The sequence below is a fragment of the Nocardiopsis oceanisediminis genome (genome assembly GCF_048595525.1).
GTDB classification, from domain to species: Bacteria; Actinomycetota; Actinomycetes; order Streptosporangiales; family Streptosporangiaceae; genus Nocardiopsis_A; species Nocardiopsis_A oceanisediminis.
Genome location: NZ_JAFMZJ010000001.1, coordinates 3,521,897 through 3,545,594 on the forward strand (window position 1 = coordinate 3,521,897; position 23,698 = coordinate 3,545,594).

Below are 23,698 nucleotides of genomic sequence, written 5' to 3' on the forward strand. Positions count from 1 at the left end.
GGCCGGGCGGACTTCCCCAGGCCGGGGCCCGGACCCACGGGCCCCGGCCTTTTCCCTGCCCGCGGCCGCGGCGCGGTCCCGGGGCCGGACCGGCCTCACTGTTCAGGGTTTCCTGAATTCATGGATATGTGTACGATCGGGGCATGCTCCGGATCGCCACCGATATCGACGCTCTGGCCCGCTTCGGGCGGGCACTGGCCGACCCGATCCGCTGCCGGGTCCTGCTCGTGCTGCGCGACGGCCCGGCCTACCCCGCCGACCTCGCCGAGGCGCTGGGCATCGCCCGCACCCGGCTCTCCAACCACCTGGCCTGCCTGCGCGACTGCGGACTGGTCGTCGCGGTGCCGGACGGCCGCCGGGTCCGCTACGAACTGGCCGACCCCCGCCTCGGCCACGCCCTGGACGACCTGCGCTCGGCCGTGCTGGCCGTGGCCGCCGACACCACCTGCCCCGACGCCGAGGCCGAGGGGTGCTGCTGATGGCCGCGCCCGCCGGAACCCGGCCCGGCGCCGACCGGAAGGCGGTGCTGACCCGCCGGATCCGGCTGCTGGTGGCCGCGACCATCGCCTACAACACGGTCGAGGCGGTGGTGGCGGTCGGTGCGGGCGCCGCCGCCTCGTCGGCCGCGCTGATCGGCTTCGGCCTGGACTCGATGATCGAGGTGTCCTCCGCGCTGGCGGTGGCCTGGCAGTTCTCCGCCCGGCAGGCGGCGGTGCGCCAGGCCCGGGAGAGGACCGCCATGCGGATCATCGCGGTGGCGTTCTTCGCGCTGGCCGGCTACGTGGCGGTGGAGGCGGTGCGCTCGCTGCTCGGCGCCGGCGAGGCGGAGCCCTCCGGGGCGGGCATCGCGATCGCCGCGCTGTCGGTGGTGATCATGCCGTTCCTCTCGCTGGCCCAGCGCAGGGCAGGGCGCGAGCTGGGCTCGGCGTCCGCGGTCGCCGACTCCAGGCAGACCCTGCTGTGCACCTACCTGTCGGCGGCGCTGCTGGTCGGGCTGGTGCTCAACGCGGTGCTGGGCTGGTCCTGGGCCGACCCGGCGGTCGCCCTGCTCATCGCGGCCCTGGCGGTGAAGGAGGGGCGCGATGCCTGGCGCGGCGACGCCTGCTGCGCCCCGTCCGGGATGGCCGTCGCCGCCGGCGCGGAGACCGCGGCGGAGCCCGGCGCCGGTGAGGAGAAGGCCGAGGCGGACGCCTGCGGGTGCGCCCCGGGCTGCTCCTGCTGCGGCTGACCGGCCGACCGCCCGCTCCGGGCCGCGCTGCGGCCGGCCCGGAGCGCGGGCCCTTCCACGACGAGAGCCGCCCCCGGAGAGCCGGCGGGTGGATACGGAGGTTTCCCGTGGCACTGATCGCCCTGGCCGTCTACATCGCCGGCCTGCTCCTCGCCTTCGGGGTGCGCTCCTGGCTGGCCTGGCGGCGCACCGGCGACACGGGGTTCCGCCGCCCCCGGGAGGCCGCCTTCTCCGCCCCCTGGTGGGGTGCGGTGCTGTTCGCCGCGGCACTGGTCCTGGGCCTGGCGGCACCGGCGGCCGCCGCGGCCGGGGTGCCGCCCGCGCCGCCGGCGCTGCCCGCGGCGGTCGGCCGGGCCGGGCTCGGCGCGATGGCCGCCGGACTGGCGCTGGTGCTGCTCTCCCAGGCCGCGATGGGGGCCTCGTGGCGGGTCGGCGTCGACGCCGGCGAACGCACCGACCTGGTCACCACCGGTGTGTTCGGACTGGTGCGCAACCCGGTCTTCACCGCGATGGGGCTGCTGCTCGCGGGCATGGCCGCCGCGGTGCCGACGCCGGTCTCCGCCGCGGCGCTGGCCGCCTTCATCGCGGCGGTGCAGATCCAGGTCCGGGTGGTGGAGGAGCCCTACCTCGCCGCCGCGCACGGGGAGGCCTACCGGCGCTATGCCGGGCGGACCGGGCGCTTCCTGCCCGGCCTCGGCCGGCTCGGAACCCGGTAGCCGGGGGCCGCGCAGGCGCCCCTCCCCCGCCCGCGCGCGCATGCGCTAGCCTTTCCGCTCCGCTGAGCGAGGAGGCGCGATGAGCGACGGAGACCGGGCGGACGGCGTCGACCTGGGACGGCTGTCCGACCTGATCACCCCGATGGCGGTGCGGACCGCGGCCACGCTGCGGCTCGGCGACCGCATGGCCGAGGGGCACCGCACCCCGGCGGAGCTGGCCGAGGCCGCCGGCGCGGACCCGGACGCGCTGGCCAGGGTGCTGGAGCACTTGGTCCAGGTGGGGCTGGCCGAGCGCGACGGCCGGGGCCGCTACGACCTGGTGGGCGAGGGCGGGCGGCTGCGCTCGGACCACCCCCGCTCGGTGCGCGCCGTCCTCTCCGCCGAGCACCCCATCGCCAGGGCCGACCTGGCCTTCGTGCACCTGCCGCACAGCGTGCGGAGCGGCGCCGCGTCCTTCCCCGAGCAGTACGGGCGCGGGTTCTGGGAGGACCTGGCGGCCGACCCGGAGCGCTCGGCGGTCTTCGACGCGCAGATGAGCTCCGACGTGTCGAGCGTGGCGCCGGAGATCGCGGCCGCCTGCGACTGGGGGCGGCTGGGCAGCCTGGCCGACGTCGGCGGGGGCGACGGGACCCTGCTCATCGAGCTGCTCAGGGCCCACCCGGGGCTGCGCGGCGCGGTGGTCGACCTGGCGCCCGCGGCGGAGCGGGCGCGGGCCCGGCTGGCCGCGGCGGGCCTGGCCGACAGGGCGACCGGCCTGGCCGGGGACTTCTTCGAGGAGCTGCCGGTCGGCTACGGCGGCTACCTGCTCTGCGCGGTCGTGCACGACTGGGACCGCCCCTCGGCGGTGGCGATCCTGCGCCGCTGCGCCGAGGCCGCGGGGCCGTCCGGGCGGGTGTTCATCGCCGAGCACACCGGAGAGGACGGGGAGTCCCCGGACACCTGGATGAACCTGCGCATGCTGGTCTACTTCGGCGGCAAGGACCGGGGCGTCGGCGAGCTGGTGGAGCTGGCGGACGAGGCGGGCCTGGACCTGGTGGCGGCCCACCCGGCCGGGGTGATGGCGGTGGTCGAGCTCCGGCCCCGGTAGGCGGTGGCGCGGCCCGGCGGAGGCGCCGGGCCTTTTTTCTCCTTGACTTTGGATAGTGCCGCTCTCCATTATTGGAGAGTCGAACTATCCAATATGTCCCGTGAACCGCTCGGGGGTGCTCGGTGCCGAAGATCGAGAACGGGCGCATGACCCATCGCCACGAAGGCGAACTGGTCGTGTTCCTCATCGGAATGACCATCAACAGGCCGTGGCGGCCCGACCTGTGGCTGCCGGTCTTCACCGCCATGCCGGGCATGCTGCGCGAGCTCTCCGCCGACCCGGAGTCCGGCCTGCTCGGCTACCGGCTGACCCTGGAGGGCCTCAACCCGACCGTCATCCAGTACTGGAGGTCGAAGGAGGAGCTCTACGCCTACGCGGCCGACCGGTCCGCGCGCCACCGCCCGGCCTGGGCCGAGTTCAACCGACGCGCCGCCGAGGCGCCGGGGGCCGTCGGCATCTGGCACGAGACCTACCTGGTCGACCGGGCCGAGTCGGTCTACGTCGGCACCCCGGAGATGGGCCTGGCCCGCGCCACCGAGCGCATCCCGGTCCCGCGCGGCCGCAACCGCGCCCGCGAGCGGATGGCCGAGGGGCGGACGCCCGCCGGGGAGGAGAGGCCGGCGTAGCGGCCGTGGCCCGGGTCAGCGCAGGCCGATCACCGAGGACACCGCAGCCGCGATCGCCGCGAGGGCGGCGAGGACGGCCCAGGGCGCCCAGGGGCGCCTGCACAGCGCCCAGCCGGCGGAGACCGCGGCCACCTCCAGGGCCGCGAGGAAGAACAAGGCGTAGGGGCGCATGCTGTGGTACCCCTCCTCCCTGGCCTCCTCGCACGCGGCCTGCCCCTCCTGCTCCATCGGCATGAAGCAGGCCGGGGGCTCGGACTCCACCAGCCCCGCGAACACGGTGAACGCGAGCAGCGGCAGCGCGAAGAGGGTGGCGGCGATGAGCAGCGAGGTGGACAGGAGGGACGACAGCAGCAGCTTCACGTCGATGCGTCCGGATCCGGGGGGTGTCACGGCGGGCAGGCTACCGCCCCTCCCGGCGGGCCGGAACGCCGCGACCGTCGCCGCCCGCCCGAAAGCGCCACCGGGCCGGGCGGCCCGCCGCCGCGCGCTCATCCGCGGAAGACGACACGGCCGGGAGGGGCGGCGAACTTCGCATCCCGGCGGACGACTCGCGAGGAGTACCCATGGAACCGCTCATCACCCTGATCGCCGTCACCGCCCTGCTGCTCGTCGCCGGCGCCCTCGGGGTGCGCGCGCTGCGCCCCTGGACGGTCGCGGTCCGGGGCGGGCTGGCCGCGATGTTCCTGCTCACCGGTGCGGCCCACTTCATCGGGATGCGCGAGGAGCTGATCGCGATGGTCCCGCCCGCGCTGCCCGCCCCCGGACTGCTCGTCACGGTCACCGGTGTGCTGGAACTGGCGGGCGCGGCCGCGCTGCTCTCCCGCCGGACCGCGCCGTGGGCCGCGGTCGGCCTGTCCGCGCTGCTGGTGGCCATGTTCCCGGCCAACGTGCACGCCGCCCTGAACGGCGCGCCCACCGGGATGGTCAGCGACGAGCTGCTGCCCCGCACGCTGATGCAGATCGCCTTCCTGACCGCGACGGTGTCCGTGGCCGCCGCCCACCGGGACGGACTGCGCCCGCCGGCCCGACCGAAGGAGCGGGAGGCCGCCCGCTGACCTCTCCGGCCGCCCCGGCGCGGCCGATCTCCCCCGGCGGAGGGCCGGGATCCCCGGCGGGGGAGGGCCGCGCGGGCCGGGTCCGGCAGCCTCGGGGCATGGCCGGAGCACGGGAAGCGGGGCGGAGCCCCTGGGCGGTCGGGGCGGCCGGGTTCGCGGCCGGGCGGTACCCCGCCGGCTCGTCCTGCTTCCGGCCGGCGCGGTCGCGGCCGCGCTCACCGCCTACGGGGCGATCAGCACCTGGACCCTGGTCCGCGCCCTGGCGGAGGGCCGACGCGGCGTCGGTGGCCGCCGACTGGGCGGGGTCGGGCACCCTGCTGGTCTTCCTGGCGTGGGGGCCGGCCCTGGGAGCGGCCGTGGCGGAGTACGCCCGGTTCACCGACCCCCGGTGCGCGAAGTGCCGGAAGGGGAAATCTCGTCTCGAAATTCGAGACGGAGATTTCAATAAATGAGATATCGGGCTAGGTTGGCGGCATGGGCGAACGAACCTGGAACGCAGAGCTCTACGACACCGGGCACTCCTACGTCGCCGCCTACGGCGACGCCCTGCTGGAGCTGCTCGCGGCGCGCCCCGGGGAGCGGGTGCTCGACGCCGGGTGCGGAACCGGCGAGCACGCGGCGCGGCTCCGGGAGGCCGGTGCCGAGGTAGTCGGCGTCGACGCCAGCCCCGAGATGATCGACCGGGCGCGCGCCCGCTTCCCCGGACTGGACCTGCGCGTGGCCGACCTGCGCTCGCTCGGCTCCGGCGGCCTCGGCGGATTCGACGCGGTGCTCAGCAACGCGGTGCTGCACTGGATCCCCGAGGCCGACCGGGCCGCCGCCTCGCTCGCGGCGGTGCTGCGCCCCGGCGGCCGGCTGGTCGCCGAGTTCGGCGGCGCCGGCAACATCGCGACGATCGACGCCGGGGCCCGCGCCGTCCGCACGGAGCACGGGCTGCCCGACGTCCCGTCGCCCTGGTACTACCCGGGCCCGCAGGAGTACACGGAGGTACTGGAGCGGGCGGGCTTCGAGGTCGCCGAGGCCCGGCTGTTCGACCGTCCCACCCGGCTGGAGGGCGAGGACGGCCTGGCCCGGTGGCTGCGCATGTTCGCCGCGCACCTGTCCGGCGGGGCCGGCGACGAGGAGGCGTTCCGGGCGGCGGTGGCCGACCGGGTCCGCGCCGACCTGTACCGGGACGGCGCCTGGTGGGCCGACTACCGCCGGCTCCGGGTGACCGCCGTCCGCCGCTGACCCCGGCGGGACCGTCGCCCGCGGCCTCGGCGGCCAGGCCGCCCGCTGGCGCCGGACTACAGGCCCGGGCCTGCCGATGAGAACTCCCGGGGCGGCCGCCCCGGGCACCGGCGGCGGGTGGGCGCGCCCCGCCCGGGGCGACACCGCGCGGACACCGGCACGGCCCTCCCCGCGGAGCCGCAGACCGGCGGATCCGTTGCCCGCGGCCTCGGCGTTTCGGTCGGCCGGGGCCGGCCGGTGAGGAGCCCGGGCGCGGCGGCCTCGGGCGGAGCGGCGGTGCGCGGACACCGGCACGGCCCTCCCCGCGGATCCTCGGACCCGCGGAGCCGGTGCAGTGCGCGCCGGGCCCGGCCGCAGGCACAGCGGTCCGGGCGCCGCCGCCGCTCGGCCTGCGCGGCGACGGCGCCCGGACCGCCGACCGAGTCAGCCGCCGCGCCCCCGTTCCGGCAGGGCGAAAGAGAGGGCCAGGGCGGCGACCGCCAGCGCGGCCACCACGCCCTGCGCCCACGGCAGGCCGCGGGTGTCAGCGATCCAGCCGAGCAGCGGGGCGACCACGCCGCCCGCCGAGACCGCCAGCCCCAGGGTGACCCCCGAGGCGGTGCCGACCCGGTTCGGCAGGTAGCTCTGCCCCAGCGTCGTCTGCACCGCGAACGGCAGGAAGATCCCGATGGCCAGCCCGGCCGCGGCGAGCAGCGCCGCCCAGGCCGCCGGGGCGGCGGCGAGCAGTACCGCCGAGGGCAGCGCGACCGCGTACCCGATCCGCACCGCGCGGGTCCGCGCCCACCGGTCGGCGATCCAGCCGCCGGTCACCGTCGCGGCCGCGCCCACCGCGAGGAAGCCGGTCAGCGCCCACCCGGCCTGCGCCGCGCCGAACCCGAACCGGTCGATCAGCGACAGGCCCAGCAGCGACGTGGTGCCGAACATCATCACCGAGCGCAGCACCACCACCCCGGTCAGCCGGGCGAACGCCGACCAGTCGTCGGCCGGCTCCGCCCCGCCGCCGCGCCCGCCGGCCGCGCGCGCCCGCTCCCCGGAGGCGGACCGCCCCAGCGCCGCGAGCACCCCCGCCATCAGCAGCGCGGGCACCGCGAGCAGCGGCGTCCCGGCCAGCCCGAAGGAGAGCACCACCGGGGTCACCGCCACCGGTCCCAGCGCCAGGCCGATGTTGCCGCCCACCGCGAACCAGCTCATCCCCTGCGCGGACGGGCCGGCGACCGCCCGCACCGCGCTCGCCGCCACCGGATGGTAGGCCGCGACCCCCAGCCCCGATAGCGCGATCGCCGACCAGGTCCACCAGTAGGAGTCGCCCAGCCCGGACAGGCCGACGCCCAGACCGGCCACGAGCAGCCCGGCCGGCGCAGGCCAGTGCACCCGCCACCGGTCGGCCGCCATCCCGAACAGCGGCTGGGCCACCGAGGAGAGCGCGGTCGCGGCGAACACGATGCCGGTCGCGGCGGCGTACCCGTACCCCTGGTGCAGCACGAAGAACGGGAGCAGCGCGGGCACCGCCCCCTGGTACACGTCGTCGACGAGGTGGCTGAGCGACAGCAGGCCGATGGCGGAGCGCCGGCGGGCGGCGTCCGGGGACGCGGGTGCGGCCTCGGCGGATGTGTTCGGCACGGCGGGGTTTCCCTGCTCTCGGACGGCGCCCCGCTCACCGGGGCGGGGAACGGCGCGCGGGGCCGGACGCGGCCGGCCCCGCACCGACTCTGCCCGCCCTGGCCCGCAGCGGGAATCCCGTTTACGCTCCGGTCATGCCGGTTACCCGCCAATCCGCGACGACCGCCCGCGAGCTGCTCGACGGCGGTCGCGTCGACTGGCACCGGCACGACGGCGTCCAGGCGGTCTTCCCCGGCTCCGGCGTGCTGGCGGTGACCACCGCCGCGGGCTCCTGGGTGCTGCCCGGCGGCACCAGCGCGATCGTCGTCCCGGCCGGCATGGCGCACACCCACCGCGCGCACGGGCGGACCCGCCTGCAGACGGTGATGCTGCCGGGGAAGGCCTGCGCCGACCTCGGCCTGGACGCCGCCGAACCCCGGGTGCTCCCGGTCAGCCCGCTGGCCAGGGAGGCGATCGACTCGGCCACCCTGGAGGGCCCGCCCGAGCCGCGCCGCGGCGCCCTGCTGGCCGAGCTCCTCGCCGTCGAACTCGCCCGCTCCGGGGAGGACGGCACCCCGGCGGCGCTGCTGCTCCCCCGCCCCCGCGACCCCCGGCTGTCCGCCGTCGTCGACGCGCTGCTGGCCGACCCGGCCCGCGGCTCCCTCGCCGGACTCGCCCGGCGCACCGGGAGCAGCGAGCGGACCCTCTCCCGGCTCTGCCGCGAGGACACCGGGATCCCCTTCCCGGAGCTGCGCACCCGCATCCGGCTGCTGGCCGCGCTGGTCCACCTCGCCGACGGCGGGACCGTCACGGCCGCCGCGCACCGGTGCGGCTGGTCCAGGCCGCACTCCTTCATCGACGCCTTCCGCCGGGTCCTGGGCACCACCCCGGGCCGCTACCGGGCCGGCCTGCACCGCCCCCCGGCGCCGGGCGGAGCCCCGCCCGGCCGCACCGGGTAGCGGAGGAGAAGGCGCCGGACGCCGGGGCGGTTCCCGGTCGCGCGCCCCGTCCGGGCGGTGGACCCCGGCCTCCTCCGAGCGGCCGCCCCAGGGGCGCGTCCGAGGGGCGCCCCGCCCCTCCGCCGGTCCCGGTGAGCACGGGAGAGAGCGCCGCCCCCGCGGCGGCGCCCGTCCCCGCCCCGGCCCCCGCCCGCGCGGCGGCCCCGGCCGGTGCGGTTGAATACCGCAATGGAATCCTCAGCCGCACCCCCCACCGGGCACCTCATCGACCTGCACGACCTCGGCCCGGACGGGTTCGCCGCGGTACTGGACGCCGCCGGGCGCTGGAAGGGCGGCCCGCGCCCCGCCCCGGCCCGGCGGCGGCCCCGGGTGGCGACCCTGTTCACCGGGGCGGCGTTCCGCACCCGGCTGGCCTTCGACACCGCCATCGCCGAACTGGGCGGGCACCGGCTGGACCTGCCCGACGGGCTGAACCGGCGGGAGCCGATGGCCGACGCCGCCGCCGTCCTGGCGCACTACGCCGACGCGGTGGTGGTGCGCACCCCCGACCACGCGGCCCTGGCCGAGCTGGCCGCGCACAGCGCCGTCCCGGTGGTCAACGCGATGACCTCCCTCGGGCACCCGTGCGAGGTCGTCTCCGAGGCGTTCACCCTGGCCGAGCGGTTCGGGGCGTTCCGCGGCCTGCGGATCGCCTTCGTCGGCGGCGACGGCAACCTGTGCCGGTCCTGGCTGGAGGCGGCCGCCGTGGCCGAGGTCGAGGTGGTGCAGGTATGCCCGCCCGGATGGGAGGCGCCCCGGGAGGTGCTGGACCGGGCCGCCTCCGGCCCCGGCCGGGCCGGCGTGGTGCACGACCTCGCCGCCGGCCTGGCCGGGGCCGATGCCGTCTACACCGACGTCTGGCCGGAGGAGGCCCGGGTCCCCGGCGGGGCGCGCGAGGAGTTCGCCCGGTTCCGGATCGACCGGGCCGCCCTGGACCGCGCCGCCGGCCGGGCCGTGCTGATGCACTGCATGCCGGTGCGCCGCGGCGACGAGGTCACCGCCGAGGCCTTCGCCGACCCGCGGTGCATCGCCCTGGAGGCCAAGGGCAACCTCGGCCCGACCCACACCGCGATCCTCGACCGCCTGCTGGCCGGGGGCGGCTGAGCCGCCGCGCCTCCGGCCCCGGGGCCGGAGGCGGGCGCGGACCGGCCCACACACCGCCCGTCCCCGTTGGTCTTGGGGACGCGGGGGAACCGGAGCGCTCCGATACCCCCGCGCCCCCAAGACCAACGAGGAAGCGGCGCGGTACGCGGCCCGCCGCGGCCTCCCCGCGGCGGCTGCGGCGGTCCGGGCCCCGGACCGCCGTCTCCCCCGCCCCTCCCCCGGACACCCCGGGCGGCCGACCGCACACCCGACGGTCTCTCAGACCCGGGCGGCGGGCTCCGGGGCGGCGGCCGCGCGGGCCGGCCGCAGGCGGTGCACCGCGCCCGCCCAGGAGGCCGCGATCACCGCGGCGATGACGATCCGGGAGGTGAGCAGGTGCTCGCGGGGGTAGAGCACACCGGTGAGGTAGTGGTCGATGAACCCGTTCTCCATCACCTCGCGGCCGGTGTGCAGCCGGGCCCGGTTCTCCAGCTCGGTCAGCACGCAGGGCCACTCGATGAGGACGATCCCCAGGGCGTAGGCGGCGACGGCCAGGTGCACCCAGAGCGCGCGCGGGTACCGCCAGGCGAGGAACCCGCCGAGGACCACGTAGCCGAAGAAGGCGAAGTGCAGCAGCATCGCGGCGGTTCCGATGAGTTCGTAGGGCATACCGCGAACCTACGGAGCCGGTGCGCGCGGGGGATCCGCTCCGGTCCCCGGTCCGCACTGAGTAGGGGTGCTCAGGCGGACCGGGGGCCGGCTACTTCGCGCGCTGGGTGACGGCGATGCAGCCCAGCACCACCGCCGCGGCCGCCGGAGCGGCCGGGGACAGCTCCTCGCCGAGCAGCAGCACCGCCCAGACCAGGGTGAGCAGCGGCTGGGCCAGCTGGATCTGGCTGGCCCGGCCCACGCCGATCAGCCCCATGCCCCGGTACCACGCCACGAACGCGCCGAACTGGCTGATGGCGACCAGGTAGGCCAGGCCGGCCAGCGCGGTGCCGGTGAGGTGCACCGGCTCCAGCGCCAGGCCGGCGGCGGACAGCGGCGCCATCACCGGCAGGGACAGCACCAGGCCCCAGGAGATGACGTGCGAGCCGGGCATCTCCCCGGCCAGCCGCCCGCCCTCGGCGTAGCCGGCCGCGCACGCCGCCAGGGCGCCGAACAGGTACAGGTCGCCCAGGCCCGGTGCGCCCCCGGTGCGCAGCAGGGTGAAGCCGATGACCGCGCCCGCGCCGACGGCGGCCGCCCCCCAGAACAGCGGGGGGTGCCGGCGGCCGGTGCGCACCGAGGCGAACGCGGCGGTGGCGATCGGCAGCGCGCCGATGACGACCGCGGCGTTGCCGGTCGAGGTCGTCTCCAGGGCCAGGGTGCTCAGCAGCGGGAACCCGACCACGCAGCCCAGCGCGACCACCAGCAGGCCGGGCAGCTGCCGGCGGGTCGGCAGCGGGGCGCGGGAGGCGCGCAGGAACGCGGCGGCCAGCAGCGCGGCCAGGGCGCAGCGGAGCGCCGCCGAGGTCCACGGCCCGAAGCCCTCCAGGGCCCAGGCGGTGGCGGGGAAGGTGAAGGAGAACCCCAGGACGCCGAGGGCCGCCGAGGCGGTTCCGCCGCGAACCGCTACCGAGCCGCGAGCGGTAGCGCTATCATCTACTCTCATGAAAAAGAGTAGCAGTGTCCTCGAGCTCGCGTCCTCTCTCCGCCGCGAGATCGAGCGCTACTCCCCTGGTGAGAAGCTCCCGCCGAGCCGGAAGCTGGTCGAGCGGTACGGGGTCAGCCCGGTGACCGTCTCCCGCGCGGTGGCGGTGCTCGCCGCCGAGGGGCTCGTCACCACCCGCCCGGGGGCCGGGGCGTTCCGCGCCCGCCCCTCCCGGAGGGCCCGCCGCGGCGGCGACACCTCCTGGCAGGAGGTCGCGCTCAGCGCGGAGTCGGCCGCCGCGTCGGGGGAGCCGCTGCCCCGCGCCGTCGACGACGCCGGCGTACTGGCCACGCTGGCCGCTCCCCCGCCGGGGGTGACCGGCTTCAACGGCGGCTACCTGCACTCCTCGCTGCGCCCGGAGCGGGCGCTGGCCGCCGCTCTGGCTCGGGCGGCGCGCCGCCCCGGTGCCTGGGGGCGGCCGCCCATCGAGGGCGACGAGCAGCTGCGCGGCTGGTTCGCCCGGGAGATCGCCGGTCCGGACGGCCCGCTGGACGCCTCGCACGTGCTCGTCACCGCGGGCGGGCAGAGCGCCCTGACCACCGCGCTGCGCGCGCTGGCCCCGCCCGGCGCCCCGGTCCTGGTCGAATCGCCCACCTACCCGGGGCTGCTGGCGGTGGCCCGCGCCGCAGGGCTGCGCCCGGTCCCGGTCCCGGTGGACGCCGACGGCGTCCGCACCGGGCTGCTGGAGGACGCCTTCCGCGCCACCGGGGCCCGGGTCCTCGTCTGCCAGCCGCTCTTCCAGAACCCCACCGGCGCCGTGCTCTCCGCCGAGCGCCGCGCCGAGGTGCTGCGCATCGCCCGCGCCGCCGGAGCCTTCGTGGTGGAGGACGACTTCGCCCGGCACCTCGCGCACGCCGACGCCGGGGCGCTGCCGCCCACGCTGGCCGCCGACGACGAGCACGGCACCGTGGTGCACATCTGCTCGCTGACCAAGGCCACCTCGCCGAGCATGCGGGTGGGGGCGCTCGCCGCGCGCGGCCCGGTGCTCCGCCGGCTCCGCGCCATCCAGGTCGTGGACAGCTTCTTCGTGCCCCGCCCGCTGCAGGAGGCCGCCCTGGAGCTGGTCGGCTCGCCCGCCTGGGGCCGCCACCTGCGCGCGGTCGCCGCCGGGCTGGCCGAGCGCCGCACCGCCATGGCCTCGGCCCTGCTCACCGAGGTTCCCGGGCTGCCCCCGCCGGCCTTCCCCACCGGCGGCTACCACCTGTGGCTGCGCCTGCCCGACGGCGCCGACGAGACCGCGGTCACCGCCGCCGCCCTGCGCGCCGGCGTCGCGGTCGCCCCCGGCCGCGCCTACTTCCCCGCCGAACCGCCCGCCCCGCACCTCCGCCTCTCCTTCGCCGACACCGCCGGCACCGCGGAGATCGCCGACGGCGTCCGCCGCCTGCGCACCGCCCTCACCGAGACCGCCCTGCTCTGACCCGCTCCGGAGCGGTCGGGCGGAGTACGCGGGACGGGCCCGGAGCGGGGCCGCCCGACGTCCTTCGACCGCGCTTCGAGGGTTCGGCGCGGATCTCTCCGCGCAGCCGCCTCCGAGCCGGGGAGACCCTCCGGGCCCGCTTCACCGGCGGGCCCGAAGGCATGAACGGCGACGGCGAACGGACCTGCCGGGCGCGCACCGGAAGCGGCGGACCGGCCGGAGCGGTCGGGCGGGACGCGCCCCCGCCCGCCGAAGGGAGGGGCCCCGCCGCCCTGGCGAGCGCCGCTGGGACGCGAGCACCTCGGCCGGCACGGCGGCGCCGACGCCCGCCTGCGGGCCCCGCCCTGTTCGCCGCCGGCCTGCGCGGCGAGCCCGGTGCTGCACGCCGCGGGCGCGGGCATCGGCCCGGCCTGCCCGCCCCTCGCGGTGGCCGCGATGTCCTCCACCGCGGCCCCGGAGGAGGGGCGGCGGCCACCGCGCTCGGTACCGCCGTCGCCGGGCTCCTGGTCGACCTGGGCGGGTGCGCGATGCCCGACGCGGCGCGCTACCTGCTCTTCGGGTTCGCGGCCATCTGCGCGCCGGGCTTCGCGGCCGCGCCGGCAGCGGTGCGGGCGGAGCGGTCCTGCCCGCCCGCGCGGGGCTGAGGCGGGGCCGCGCGGTGCCGGCCGGGGTCCTGCGGGGGCCGGGGAGGGGGGACGGGAAGCGGGGCCGACCGCCCCTTCCCCGGGTCCGCCGCCGGCTCCCGGGCCGGCGCGGCAGGCGGGACGAGCCGGGCGCCCAGCGCTCCGGCGGCGACGACCAGCGCCCCGGCGGCGAGCACGATGTCCTTGAAGACGTACTGGGCCTCCAGCGTCGGGACGCCGCCGGGGAACAGGTCGCCGAAGAGCAGCACCAGCGGCGACAGGATTCCCACCAGTGCGGCGGCGAGGACGGCCAGGCCGGTCTTGAGCAGCTTCCCGGTGATCAGGGTGAGCCCGATGAAGCATTCGACGACCGCGGTGGCCGCCATCGCGGCGCCCCCGGTCAGCAGTCCGAAGGTGAGCGTCTCGACGGTGGGCACGACCAGGTCCTCGGCCGGGCTCACCCCGGGGAAGAGCTTCAGCGCACCGAAGACCAGGAAGGTCGTGCCCAGGCTGATCCGCATCAGGCCGATGCCGTGGCGGGCGAGCAGCCGGGCGCCCCACGGCACCGGCCGGGCGGCGGGTGCGGCGGAGGTGTTCGGTGTGGTCGCGGCCTCGGTGCGCGGTGAGGTCGGGACCGGGGGTGGAGTCGTGGCGGCGGTGGCGGAGAAGCGGGGAAAACGTCGCACAGAAGTACTCCGAGGGTCCGGGCCTGCAGGCCCCCCTTAACTGACAGGAAACTTTCCTGTTTGTTTCAGGCGACGGTAGGCCCGCCCCCTTCCCATGTCAACGCTCTGTTGCACTGCAGACCACCGGGGGTGCTGGACCGCCCCGCGCCGCGCCGGAGGGAATTCCGGGATTTCTCCGGGGCGGATGTCGATCCGGGCCGCCCTCTTCCGTACAAGGGATGAGAGGCCGGCCCGCGGCCGGCGCACCCGCCCGATGGCATCGGAGGATGATCGGTATGGCGCAGTATCTGCTCAGCATCTACCAGCCCGACGGCGGCACCCCGCCCCCGGAGATGCTGGAGCCCGTCATGCGCGACGTGAACGCGGTCAAGGACGACATGCGCTCGGCCGGCGTGTGGGTGTTCAGCGGCGGGCTGCACCCCGCCGAGTCGGCCACCGTGGTGCGGGCGCGCGGCGGCGAGGCCCTGCTCACCGACGGCCCCTACACCGAGGGGAAGGAGCACGTCGGCGGCTTCACCATCGTCGACGTCCCGGACCTGGACGCGGCCCTGGAGTGGGGGCGCAGGCTGGCGGCGGCGACCGCGCTGCCGATCGAGGTCCGCTCCTTCCAGGAGGGGTGACCGCCCGGCATGGCCGCCCTGACCAGCGAGGACGTCGAGCAGGTGTTCGCCCGGGAGTACGGGCGCGCCGTGTCGGTCCTGGTCCGCGTGCTCGGCGACATCGACCTCGCCGAGGACGCGGTCCAGGACGCCTTCACCGAGGCGGTGCGCCGCTGGCCCTCGGCCGGCCTGCCGCCGAGCCCCGCCGGATGGATCATCACCACCGCCCGCAACCGGGCGGTCGACCGGCTGCGCAAGGAGACCGCGGGCCGGAGCAGGCACGCTCAGGCGGCCCTGCTGCACGCCGAGAACGAGCCGGCGGAGGAGGGGCCCGTGCGCGACGACCGGCTGCGCCTGATCTTCACCTGCTGCCACCCCGCGCTCGCCGAGCACGCCCGGGTCGCCCTGACCCTGCGGCTGCTGTGCGGCCTGACCACCGCCGAGATCGCCCGCGCGTTCCTCGTCCCCGAACCGACCATGGCGCAGCGGCTGGTCCGGGCCAAGAACAAGATCCGCGACGCCCGCATCCCCTACCGGGTCCCCCGCGAGGCCGACCTGCCGGACCGGCTCCGCTCCGTGCTGGCCGTCGTCTACCTGGTCTTCAACGAGGGCTACCTGGCGAGCTCGGGCGAGCGGGCGATCCGCGCCGACCTGTGCACCGAGGCGATCCGGCTGGGCCGCCTGCTGCACGGGCTGATGCCCGACGAGCCCGAGGCGACCGGACTGCTCGCGCTGATGCTGCTGATCGAATCGCGCCGGGCCGCCCGCACCGGCCCCGGAGGAGAACTGGTCCGCCTGGCCGACCAGGACCGCCGCCGCTGGGACCGCGCCCTCATCGACGAAGGCCAGGACCTGGTCCGCGCCTGCCTGCGCCGTGACCGCCCCGGCCGGTACCAGATCCAGGCGGCGGTGAACGCGGTGCACGCCGACGCCGCCACCGCGTCCGAGACCGACTGGCGCCAGATCCTCGCCCTCTACGACCGGCTGGCGGCCTTCGACCCCGGTCCGATCGCCGCCCTCAACCGAGCCGTCGCCGTCGCCGAGGTGCACGGCCCCGCCGCAGCGCTTTCCCTGGTCGATGCGTTGGACCTGGACCGCTACCACCTCTTCCACGCGATCCGCGCCGACCTCCTGCGCCGCCTGGGGAGAACGGCGGAGGCCGCCGAGGCCTACACCGCCGCCCTCACCCGCACCGACAACGAGGCGGAACAGGCCCTGCTGCACCGGGCCATGGAGTCCCTCCATTGACCGGACCGCAGAGAGACGGCACGCTTCCCTGGACGACAAGTGAATGAAAACGGCCACCTGGCGCCGGAAAGCCGCAGGTCATCAAGTGTGCTCCCCGCGTGCGCGGGGATGATCCCCCGGAAGCTACGCAATACAGCTCTCCCCCGGAGTGCTCCCCGCGTGCGCGGGGATGGTCCGACACCGTCCGCGACTGTGCCGGTGACGATGCCACCGGCCGCGGCCACGGCCTGGTCGGGATGCGGGAGCGGGTCGCCGCCCCGGGGCGGCGCCGCTTCGATCGCGATCGCCGCGTCCCTCCTCTCCGGCGTCCTGCCGGCCGGGTCCGCGCTGCTCCTCGACCGGTTCCCGCAGGGGTGAACGGCAGCCCGATCGATTCTATGGCTGGTATAGTATGGCCAGTCCAATTATCGATCCCATGGAGAGGGCGCCGGATGATCGAGATCCTGAACCCCGCTCAGCTGGCCCGCGCGAGAGAGGCCGGCGCCCTGGTCGCCGACATCCTGCAGACGCTGAAGAGCCGCAGCGCGGCCGGCACCAACCTGCTGGACATCGACCGGTGGGCCAAGGCCATGATCATCGGGGCGGGGGCGGAGTCCTGCTATGTCGACTACGCGCCCTCCTTCGGGCGCGGCCCGTTCGGCCACTACATCTGCACGGGCGTCAACGACGCCGTCCTGCACGGGCGGCCCCGCGACCGCACGCTCGCCGACGGCGACCTGCTCACGCTCGACCTCGCCGTCTCCGTGCGCGGAGTCGCCGCGGACGCCGCGATCAGCTTCACCGTGGGCGGCGCGGAGCCCCCGGAGAACGCCGCGATGATCAGCGCGACCGAGCGCGCGCTGGCCGCGGGCATCGCGGCCGCCGGGCCCGGGGCCCGCATCGGCGACGTCTCCCACGCCATCGGCACGGTCCTCGGCGAGGCGGGGTACCCGATCAACACCGAGTTCGGAGGGCACGGCATCGGATCGACGATGCACCAGGACCCGCACGTCCCGAACACCGGGCGGCCCGGCCGCGGGCACAGGCTGCGCCCCGGGCTCCTGCTGGCGCTGGAGCCGTGGGTCATGGCCGACACCGCCGAACTCGTCGTCGACGCCGACGGGTGGACGCTGCGGAGCGCGACGGGCTGCCGGACGGCGCACAGCGAGCACACCATCGCCATCACCGACGACGGAGCCGAGATCCTCACCCTGCCGGAGCGGGCCCGGCCGTGAGGGCCGCCCGCGCCGGCCGATCCCCCTTCCCGCGGTCGATCGACGCGGCCGGCCGGCCCGGCTAGAGCAGCCCCGCGCCGATCAGGAAGATCGCCGGTCCGTGCGCGACGGCGGCGGGCACGACGCCGCGGCGCATCCGCAGGAGCGCGCAGATCAGCCCCACGTACAGGGTGAACAGCAGGAGCGGCGGCCCCGCGTCGGTGAGCACCAGGGCGAGCGGGGCGTGGCAGGCGGCGAACAGCAGCGCCGGAAGGAGCGCGGGCGCTGGCGCCTCCGGGCTCCGGCCCGGCCGGCCCCGACGGCGGTCCCCGAACGGCTGACACCCGGGAGCTGTAGGCTCACCGCCCGAACGCGGCCCCGGAAACGCGACCCTGGAGGAGGGGCGATGTCCTTCGCCGAACACCTGCGCCGGACGGCGGAGGACGCCCTGGCCCGGATACCCGCCGAGACCAGGGCCGAGATCTACCTCGTCGGGATGCGGCTGGACAGCACCGAGCAGGACCCTCGGCGCCCCTACCTCGCGCTCGGCTACAACACCGAGTCGCACTACCGGTACGAGATGGAGCACCGGTCCTCCCCCGACCCGCTGGAGGTGCGCTGGCTCTACGCCCACTGGATGCTGGACGTCGAGCGGGAGGCGTTCATCGGCCACCACGAGGCCGACCCGGAGGGAACCGCCCTTCTCGTCCGAGAGGCCGAGGCCCTGGGCGTGCGCTACGGCGGCCACGGGGAGGAGGCCGACGGCGGCATCGACGCCGGCGAGGACGCGGAGGAGCGTCTGACCTCCCGCTTCGACGACCTCTGCGTGGACCTGGCCCGGCACCTCCACGAAAGCGGCAGCCTGGAGCGGATCCTGGGCCGCCCGGTCCCGATCGTCCTGTACGACATGTTCCGCGGTGACACCGAGACCGCCCTCACCAAGGCGGCGAACCCGCCCGAGCTGCTGACCGGCTTCCTCTCCTTCTACGAGGCCGCCGAGAACGCGCAGTGAGGAGGGGAGGCTGCGGGAACACACGCCTGAGGAGAAGAATTCCCAGGTCGACCAGGGTTCTCCCCGCGTGCGCGGGGACGGCCCCGGCCGATGAGAACCGAGGAGACCAGTGCCCCCACCCGTTGCCGTCCTCCTGGCCGCCTCGGCGCTCAGCGCCGCCTACCTCGGGGTCGGAGCGGCCCTCGCCCTCCGGGGCCGGGTGAGACGCACCCCCGAGGCCTGCCGCCACCTGCGCCCCGAGCAGGGATGCAGTGTGCGGTGCCAGGAGTACCTGGCGATGCTTCGGGACTCCGCGCAGAGGGCCCAGGACGCGACGCCCGCGCGGAGGGGCAGGAACCTCGTCCTCGCCGTTCTGCTCTGGCCCCTGGTCCTCCCGGTCGTGCTGAAGAAGCGGTGCGCCTGCAACAGGCCCGTGTGGAGGGCGGCCCGCCGCGCGGCCGAGGAGGCCCGCACCGGGGCCGCCCTCTAGGAGCCGTCTTCCGCCGCCGTCCGGGCCGGGGCTCAGGCCCGCCGCGAACCCGCGTTGTCGAGCCGGACCATGTACTCCGCGCGGTCGAGCGGGTTGCCGCCGGTGCGGGGGGCGGGGGCCCGGTGACCGGGCGGGGGCTACAGCGGCAGGGCCAGCCCGGACTTCACCGTCTCGTAGGCCGGCAGGGTCTCGTACCGGTGCACCCCGGTCCCGGGGCCGAACAGCTCGGCGGAGAGCTCCCGGTTCTCCGCGATGTCCCGGGAGAGCAGCAGCACCACGTAGTCCCATTGCCCGATGATGCCGAAGCACTGCTGCACCGCCGGTTCGGCGCGCAGCCGGGCGCGGAACGCGGCGTGCCGCTCCGGGTCGTCGTCGACCAGCGCCACCAGCACGACCGAGCCCAGGCCGACGCCGAGGGCCCGCTGGTCGAGCACGGCCACCTCGGCGCGGATCACCCCGGAGGCGCGCAGCCGCTTCAGCCGCCGCTGCACCGCGCTGGGCGAGAGCCCCACCTCGTCGCCGAGCTCGTGCAGCGGACGGCGGGCGTCCCGCTGGAGCAGGCCGAGCAGGCGGCGGTCCAGGTCGTCGAGGTCGGCATCGGTGCGCACGCAAGAATCTTGCACGCGGGGCCGGAAACATTCAATCGGCGCCCGGGCCGTTCGGCCTAGCGTGGCCGTCGAGCGCACCGGGAGGTCCGGCCGCCCGGCGCGCCGCCCGCATCCGCAGACCGGGAGGGACCGAACGACCATGCCCCAGAACCGAACCGAGGGCGCCGCCGACCTGGACCTGGAGAACATCGCCCGGGCGCGGGAGGTGATCGACCCGGTGTTCCTGGACGGCCCGCAGTACCGGGAGGCCTCCCTGGAGGAGCGGCTGGGGCGCCCGGTGCTGGTCAAGGTGGAGACGCTGAACCCGCTCCGCAGTTTCAAGGGGCGCGGTGCGGAGTTCGCGGCCGCGCAGGCGCCGACCGGCGCCGAGCTGGTCTGCGCCTCCGGCGGCGGGAACTTCGGCCAGGCGGTGGCCTACGCCGCGCGGCGCCGCGGGATGGCCGCGACGGTCTTCGTGCCCGCCACCGCCTCGCCGCTGAAGACCGGGCGGATGGAGGGCTTCGGCGCCCGGGTGCACCGGGTCGACGGCGACTTCCAGGCGGCGGGCGCCGCCTACGCCGCGGACGCCCTGGACCGGGTGTTCCTGCAGGACGGCCGGGACCCGGCCGTCGCCGAGGGGGCCGGCACCATCGGCGCCGAACTGCTGCGCACCGGCGGGTTCGACGCGGTGGTGCTGCCGCTGGGCGACGGCGCGCTGATCACCGGGGTCGCCCGGTGGATCAGGGCGCACGCCCCCGGCGTGCGGATCATCGGCGCGGGGGCGGCCGCCGCGCCCGCCCTGGCCCGCGCCTGGCGCACCGGGGTCCCGGAGCCGGTCGCCCCGTCCAGCACCTTCGCCGCGGGCATCACCATCGCCCGGCCGCACCCCGAGTCGGTCCGCCGCACCCGGGCCCTGGTCGATGAGGTGTTCCTGGTCGACGACGGGCGGATCCGCTCGGCGATGCACCTGGCCGCCGAGACCCTGGGCGTGCTGCCCGAGCCGGCGGGCGCCGCGGGCCTGGCCGCCATCGGGGCGCACGGCGTCCCCGGCCCGGTCGCCACCGTCATCACCGGGGCCAACGCCGACCTGGAGCACTTCCGCGGCCTGGGGGGATGACCCGAATCGGGGGCGGTTCCGGGTCGGCGGTATAACCGTTTCCATTTCCCGGAGGGAATGTCTCCTCCGTCAGGCGATGGAGCGGGATGACGGATTCGCGGGGAAAGGCGCCGCGCCCGCTCCGACCGGCGCGGACGACAGGGTCTCCGGTGCGCCGGACCTCCCTCGGAACCGGGGCGGCCGGCCGTTCCGGGAAACCGGTCGACCGCAACCGGCAGGGGCGAGGGAAAGGGCGATTGGGCGGGGAGCGCGGAAGGGTAGGGCAGAGACCGCTTCCCTCGTACGCCGTTCTTTTTAGGTGGCCCCATGGCAGAGAAAACGGCCCTTTCCGCGGAGAACAGGGTGGGACCCGGCGACCCGCGCTACCCCTCGCTGAGCCGCGGCTTCAACCAGCGCTGGATCGCCCGCCCGAGCGAGATCATGGTGGTCGGCACGCCGGAGGAGACCCGGGAGGCCCTCGCCGAGGCGCTGGAGAAGACCTCCAACGGGCGGGACGGGCGCATCACGGTCCGCTCCGGCGGCCACTGCTACGAGGACTTCGTGTGCAGCGACGACGTCGGGGTGATCATCGACGTCAGCCCGATGTGCGGGATGCACTACGACGAGGAGAAGGAGGCGTACTGCGTCGAGGCCGGCGCGACCAACTGGCACGTCTACAGCCACCTCTACCCCGCCACCGGCCTCGCCCTGCCCGGCGGCTCCTGCTACTCGGTGGGGCTGGGCGGGCACATCATCGGCGGCGGCTTCGGCCTGCTGTCCCGGCAGTCCGGGCTCACCGTCGACTACCTCTATGCGGTCGAGGTCGCCGTCGTCCGCGACGACCACCGCGTCGAGCTGGTCACGGCCGCCAGGGACGACGATGATCCCAAGAAGAAGGCCCTGTGGTGGGCGCACACCGGCGGCGGGGGCGGCAACTTCGGCGTCGTCACCCGCTTCTGGTTCCGGGACGTTCCCGAGCCCCCGAGCGAGGTGCTGCTCTCCGCACTGGCCTGGGACTGGGCGGATTTCAAGGACAAGAGCGACTTCCACGCGCTGGTGACCGCGTTCGGCACCTACTTCCAGGAGCACCAGGACCCGGAGACCCCGGAGGGCCGCCTGTTCGCGATGCTCAAGCTGAACCACGCGAGCAACGGGCAGATCGGCATGACCGTCCAGCTCGACGCGGGCATCGAGGGCGCGAAGGAGGCCATGGACCACTTCATCCGGACGGTGGACGGCGGCATCCGGCCGACCGCCACCGAGCAGCGGAGCACGATGGGCGAGCACCCGCCGATCGCCCGGATGAAGCGGCCCCGGCGGCTGCCGTGGCTCACCGCGACCCAGTCCCTGAACGGCTCCGGCGAGAACCGGTGCGGCAAGTACAAGTCGGCCTACATCCGCAAGCCCTTCACCGACGCCCAGATCGACGCCATGTGGGACCACCTGGGCAGGGGGAAGGAGCGGTTCAAGCCGGAGAAGTACCGCAACCCCGACTCCCTGATCCAGATCGACTCCTACGGGTCGGCGATCAACGACCCGGAGCTCGCGACGGCGACGGCGGTGCCGCAGCGCGACTCGATCCTGAAGATGCAGTACCAGGTGTACTGGTTCCCGGGGGATGAGAAGGAGAAGGACTACGTCGACTGGATCCGCCAGACCTTCCAGGCCGTGTTCAGCGCCACCGGAGGGGTCCCCAAGACCTACTCCGGCAAGGGCGACCACAACACCGACGGCTGCTACATCAACTACCCCGACGGCGACCTGCCGGGCCCGGAGGCGGACGGCGCCGCCGAGCCCTGGCCCGTCCTGTACTACAAGGGCGCCTACAAGGCCCTGCAGCAGGTGAAGTCGGACTGGGACCCCCACAACGTGTTCCGGCACCACCAGTCGGTCCGCCCCAAGGGCCGGTGAGACCGGGCCGCAGCGGCGCCGCCCCTGCCCCCGGCGGCGGCGCCGCGGCCCTTCCGCCCTGGGCCGGGGCGGCGCCGCCCCGGCTCAGTCGAGTACCGCGGTGGCCTCGACCTCGACCATGATGTCCGGTTCGCCCAGCGCGGCGACGCCGATCAGGGTGATGGGTTTGACCGGGTCCACCCCCAGTTTCTCGGCGGCCCGGCCCACCCCCTCGCCCAGCAGCGGGTACTTCTCCGGGGTCCAGTCGACGACGTAGACCGTCAGCTTCGCCACGTCGTCGAAGGAGCCGCCGCATTCGGCCAGCGCCCGGCCGACGTTCAGATAAGCCTGCTCCACCTGTGCGGCGAAGTCGCCGGTGCCCACCGGGCGGCCTTCTGCGTCCCGGGCCACCTGGCCGGCCAGGAAGACGATCCTGGACCCCTCCGCGATCGCAACCTGGCGGTACACATCGGGTTTGGGCAACCCGTCCGGGTTGAACAGCGTGACGGCCATGGCCGCTCCTCGTCGTCGTCGTGAACCGATCGCGGGAAACGATAGCGGGCCGTGGAACGCCGGCCTTTCCGGTGTGTTCGGGGCGGGCGGCGCCTTCTCTCCCTCCGCTCAGGGCCTCGCCGCCGCTCCGCCGCCCCCGGCGGCGCCGGGACGGGAGAAGGGGGAGGACGCGCCCCTCCCCTTGCTCTTATGTAAGAAAATGCTTACATTGATCGCATGTCAGCGCTCGACGTCCTCTCCGACCCCACCCGCAGGCGCATCGTCGAACTCCTGTCCGGCGGCGACCTGAACGCGGGCGCCATCGCCGCGCACTTCGACACCAGCCGCCCCGCCGTCTCCCAGCACCTCGGCGTGCTCGTCGACGGCGGGGTGCTGGAGGTCCGGCGGGTGGGGACGCAGCGCATCTACCGGCTGCGGGCGGCCCCGCTCAAGGAGGCCGGCGACTGGCTCTCCGCCCAGGCGGCGCGCTGGGAACGCGCGCTCGACTCCCTGGAAACGGCTCTCGACGAAGGAACGGTATGACCACGACACCGCCCGCCGGCGCCGGCACTCTCGGCATCGGCGACGACGGCGCCTTCCGCATCCGCTTCGACCGCACCCTGCGCCACCCGGTCGACGCGGTCTGGGCCGCGCTCACCGACCCGGACAAGCTCGCGGTCTGGATGCAGGGCTGCCGGATCGATCCCCGCGTCGGCGGGAAGGTCCGCTACGACTTCGGCGAGGAGGGCGCGGCCACCGGGGAGGTGACCGCGCTGCGCCCGCCCGGCGAGGACGGCGGGGCCGCCGAACTGGAGCACACCTGGTTCTGGGACGGCCAGCCGCCCTCGGTGGTGACCTGGCGCCTGGAGCGGGCCGACTCCGGGACCCGGCTGCTGCTCACCCACCGCGAGCTCCTCCGCGAGCCCGCCGCCGACTTCGCCGTCGGCTGGCACGTCATCCTCGACGTCCTGGACCGCCACTGCGCCGGCCGCCTCTGGGACGACGTCTGGGACGGCTACGGCCCGCTCGCCGAGCACTACGCCGCCGCCTGAGCGGGCGCCCCTCCGGGCG

Annotated in this window: 28 protein-coding genes; 20 read left to right on the forward strand and 8 right to left on the reverse strand. The window is 75.9% G+C overall.

Going from position 1 to position 23,698, the window contains the following annotated elements; genetic code table 11:
* The first annotated feature begins 143 nt into the window (after window positions 1-143).
* The 5 genes from J0910_RS15575 to J0910_RS15595 all read left to right on the forward strand — a co-directional run bounded on the left by J0910_RS15575 (window position 144) and on the right by J0910_RS15595 (window position 3,657).
* The gene (locus tag J0910_RS15575; RefSeq protein WP_420159232.1) at window positions 144-479 is read left to right on the forward strand and encodes an ArsR/SmtB family transcription factor; all 336 of its coding nucleotides are present in this window, start codon (window positions 144-146) and stop codon (window positions 477-479) included.
* On the forward strand, window positions 479-1,228 hold the full coding sequence (locus J0910_RS15580) for a cation efflux transmembrane domain-containing protein (protein WP_420159233.1): 750 nt from the start codon (window positions 479-481) through the stop codon (window positions 1,226-1,228). Before J0910_RS15575 ends, J0910_RS15580 begins: the two co-directional genes overlap by 1 nt.
* A gap of 107 nt (window positions 1,229-1,335) precedes the next feature.
* On the forward strand, window positions 1,336-1,944 hold the full coding sequence (locus J0910_RS15585; protein WP_420159234.1) for a methyltransferase family protein: 609 nt from the start codon (window positions 1,336-1,338) through the stop codon (window positions 1,942-1,944).
* 79 nt (window positions 1,945-2,023) lie between these two features.
* Complete coding sequence (locus J0910_RS15590; RefSeq protein WP_420159235.1) at window positions 2,024-3,031, forward strand: methyltransferase; 1,008 nt, start codon at window positions 2,024-2,026, stop codon at window positions 3,029-3,031.
* 146 nt (window positions 3,032-3,177) lie between these two features.
* Entirely contained in the window at window positions 3,178-3,657 is a 480-nt protein-coding gene (locus J0910_RS15595; RefSeq protein ID WP_420159236.1) for a DUF4188 domain-containing protein, read from the forward strand.
* 15 nt (window positions 3,658-3,672) lie between these two features.
* Here J0910_RS15595 and J0910_RS15600 read toward each other — a convergent pair whose 3' ends face one another.
* The gene (locus tag J0910_RS15600; RefSeq protein WP_420159237.1) at window positions 3,673-4,047 is read right to left on the reverse strand and encodes a hypothetical protein; all 375 of its coding nucleotides are present in this window, start codon (window positions 4,045-4,047) and stop codon (window positions 3,673-3,675) included.
* Window positions 4,048-4,220: 173 nt separating this feature from the next.
* Here J0910_RS15600 and J0910_RS15605 point away from each other — a divergent pair, with 173 nt between their 5' ends.
* Together J0910_RS15605 and J0910_RS15610 are read left to right on the forward strand one after the other, a co-directional pair.
* A complete protein-coding gene (locus J0910_RS15605; RefSeq protein ID WP_420159238.1) occupies window positions 4,221-4,712 on the forward strand; it encodes a DoxX family protein in 492 nt (163 codons plus the stop codon).
* A gap of 474 nt (window positions 4,713-5,186) precedes the next feature.
* The gene (locus tag J0910_RS15610) at window positions 5,187-5,942 is read left to right on the forward strand and encodes a class I SAM-dependent methyltransferase (RefSeq protein ID WP_420159239.1); all 756 of its coding nucleotides are present in this window, start codon (window positions 5,187-5,189) and stop codon (window positions 5,940-5,942) included.
* Window positions 5,943-6,365: 423 nt separating this feature from the next.
* Here the strand turns inward: J0910_RS15610 and J0910_RS15615 are convergent, their stop codons facing one another.
* Window positions 6,366-7,562: an MFS transporter gene (locus tag J0910_RS15615; protein ID WP_420159240.1), complete on the reverse strand. Its 1,197-nt coding sequence runs from the start codon at window positions 7,560-7,562 to the stop codon at window positions 6,366-6,368.
* Window positions 7,563-7,696: 134 nt separating this feature from the next.
* Between J0910_RS15615 and J0910_RS15620 the strand changes: the two genes are divergently transcribed.
* Both J0910_RS15620 and J0910_RS15625 read left to right on the forward strand, forming a co-directional pair.
* Window positions 7,697-8,500, forward strand: coding sequence for an AraC family transcriptional regulator (locus J0910_RS15620; protein ID WP_420159241.1), 804 nt, complete (start codon window positions 7,697-7,699; stop codon window positions 8,498-8,500).
* Between the two features lie 228 nt (window positions 8,501-8,728).
* The gene (locus tag J0910_RS15625) at window positions 8,729-9,643 is read left to right on the forward strand and encodes a Rossmann-fold NAD(P)-binding domain-containing protein (protein WP_420159242.1); all 915 of its coding nucleotides are present in this window, start codon (window positions 8,729-8,731) and stop codon (window positions 9,641-9,643) included.
* 258 nt (window positions 9,644-9,901) lie between these two features.
* Here the strand turns inward: J0910_RS15625 and J0910_RS15630 are convergent, their stop codons facing one another.
* Together J0910_RS15630 and J0910_RS15635 are read right to left on the reverse strand one after the other, a co-directional pair.
* Entirely contained in the window at window positions 9,902-10,291 is a 390-nt protein-coding gene (locus J0910_RS15630) for a DUF2784 domain-containing protein (protein WP_420159243.1), read from the reverse strand.
* A 91-nt stretch (window positions 10,292-10,382) separates the two neighbouring features.
* Window positions 10,383-11,276: a DMT family transporter gene (locus J0910_RS15635; RefSeq protein WP_420159244.1), complete on the reverse strand. Its 894-nt coding sequence runs from the start codon at window positions 11,274-11,276 to the stop codon at window positions 10,383-10,385.
* Here J0910_RS15635 and J0910_RS15640 point away from each other — a divergent pair.
* A complete protein-coding gene (locus tag J0910_RS15640; RefSeq protein WP_420159245.1) occupies window positions 11,275-12,732 on the forward strand; it encodes an aminotransferase-like domain-containing protein in 1,458 nt (485 codons plus the stop codon). The two genes, J0910_RS15635 and J0910_RS15640, sit on opposite strands and share 2 nt — an antisense overlap.
* A 544-nt stretch (window positions 12,733-13,276) precedes the next feature.
* Here J0910_RS15640 and J0910_RS15645 read toward each other — a convergent pair.
* Window positions 13,277-14,041 carry a hypothetical protein gene (locus tag J0910_RS15645; protein WP_420159246.1) on the reverse strand — a complete coding sequence of 255 codons (765 nt, stop codon included), beginning with the start codon at window positions 14,039-14,041 and terminating at the stop codon, window positions 13,277-13,279.
* Between the two features lie 275 nt (window positions 14,042-14,316).
* On the opposite strand from J0910_RS15645, the gene J0910_RS15650 reads away from it, so the two are divergent.
* From J0910_RS15650 to map, 4 genes are all read left to right on the forward strand, one after another.
* A complete protein-coding gene (locus tag J0910_RS15650; protein ID WP_420159247.1) occupies window positions 14,317-14,661 on the forward strand; it encodes a YciI family protein in 345 nt (114 codons plus the stop codon).
* Window positions 14,662-14,670: 9 nt separating this feature from the next.
* Window positions 14,671-15,888, forward strand: a complete 1,218-nt coding sequence (locus tag J0910_RS15655) for an RNA polymerase sigma factor (protein ID WP_420159248.1) — start codon at window positions 14,671-14,673, stop codon at window positions 15,886-15,888.
* Window positions 15,889-16,086: 198 nt separating this feature from the next.
* A complete protein-coding gene (locus J0910_RS15660; protein WP_420159249.1) occupies window positions 16,087-16,245 on the forward strand; it encodes a hypothetical protein in 159 nt (52 codons plus the stop codon).
* A gap of 74 nt (window positions 16,246-16,319) precedes the next feature.
* On the forward strand, window positions 16,320-17,102 hold the full coding sequence (gene map, locus J0910_RS15665; protein WP_420159250.1) for a type I methionyl aminopeptidase: 783 nt from the start codon (window positions 16,320-16,322) through the stop codon (window positions 17,100-17,102).
* Window positions 17,103-17,163: 61 nt separating this feature from the next.
* Here the strand turns inward: map and J0910_RS31315 are convergent, their stop codons facing one another.
* On the reverse strand, window positions 17,164-17,505 hold the full coding sequence (locus tag J0910_RS31315) for a CPBP family glutamic-type intramembrane protease (protein ID WP_474646595.1): 342 nt from the start codon (window positions 17,503-17,505) through the stop codon (window positions 17,164-17,166).
* Between J0910_RS31315 and J0910_RS15675 the strand changes: the two genes are divergently transcribed.
* Together J0910_RS15675 and J0910_RS15680 are read left to right on the forward strand one after the other, a co-directional pair.
* Complete coding sequence (locus tag J0910_RS15675) at window positions 17,488-18,093, forward strand: hypothetical protein (RefSeq protein WP_420159252.1); 606 nt, start codon at window positions 17,488-17,490, stop codon at window positions 18,091-18,093. The two genes, J0910_RS31315 and J0910_RS15675, sit on opposite strands and share 18 nt — an antisense overlap.
* A 109-nt stretch (window positions 18,094-18,202) precedes the next feature.
* On the forward strand, window positions 18,203-18,562 hold the full coding sequence (locus tag J0910_RS15680) for a hypothetical protein (RefSeq protein WP_420159253.1): 360 nt from the start codon (window positions 18,203-18,205) through the stop codon (window positions 18,560-18,562).
* Between the two features lie 137 nt (window positions 18,563-18,699).
* Here the strand turns inward: J0910_RS15680 and J0910_RS15685 are convergent, their stop codons facing one another.
* Window positions 18,700-19,170 carry an Lrp/AsnC family transcriptional regulator gene (locus J0910_RS15685; RefSeq protein WP_420159254.1) on the reverse strand — a complete coding sequence of 157 codons (471 nt, stop codon included), beginning with the start codon at window positions 19,168-19,170 and terminating at the stop codon, window positions 18,700-18,702.
* Window positions 19,171-19,309: 139 nt separating this feature from the next.
* Here J0910_RS15685 and J0910_RS15690 point away from each other — a divergent pair, with 139 nt between their 5' ends.
* Together J0910_RS15690 and J0910_RS15695 are read left to right on the forward strand one after the other, a co-directional pair.
* On the forward strand, window positions 19,310-20,266 hold the full coding sequence (locus tag J0910_RS15690) for a threonine ammonia-lyase (RefSeq protein WP_420159255.1): 957 nt from the start codon (window positions 19,310-19,312) through the stop codon (window positions 20,264-20,266).
* A gap of 306 nt (window positions 20,267-20,572) precedes the next feature.
* A complete protein-coding gene (locus J0910_RS15695; RefSeq protein ID WP_420159256.1) occupies window positions 20,573-22,156 on the forward strand; it encodes an FAD-binding oxidoreductase in 1,584 nt (527 codons plus the stop codon).
* 84 nt (window positions 22,157-22,240) lie between these two features.
* Here J0910_RS15695 and J0910_RS15700 read toward each other — a convergent pair whose 3' ends face one another.
* On the reverse strand, window positions 22,241-22,648 hold the full coding sequence (locus J0910_RS15700; protein ID WP_420159257.1) for a RidA family protein: 408 nt from the start codon (window positions 22,646-22,648) through the stop codon (window positions 22,241-22,243).
* A gap of 216 nt (window positions 22,649-22,864) precedes the next feature.
* On the opposite strand from J0910_RS15700, the gene J0910_RS15705 reads away from it, so the two are divergent.
* Both J0910_RS15705 and J0910_RS15710 read left to right on the forward strand, forming a co-directional pair.
* The gene (locus tag J0910_RS15705; RefSeq protein ID WP_420159258.1) at window positions 22,865-23,170 is read left to right on the forward strand and encodes an ArsR/SmtB family transcription factor; all 306 of its coding nucleotides are present in this window, start codon (window positions 22,865-22,867) and stop codon (window positions 23,168-23,170) included.
* Complete coding sequence (locus J0910_RS15710) at window positions 23,167-23,679, forward strand: SRPBCC family protein (protein WP_420159259.1); 513 nt, start codon at window positions 23,167-23,169, stop codon at window positions 23,677-23,679. The genes J0910_RS15705 and J0910_RS15710 overlap by 4 nt, the downstream gene beginning before the upstream one ends.
* The last annotated feature ends 19 nt before the right edge of the window (window positions 23,680-23,698 follow it).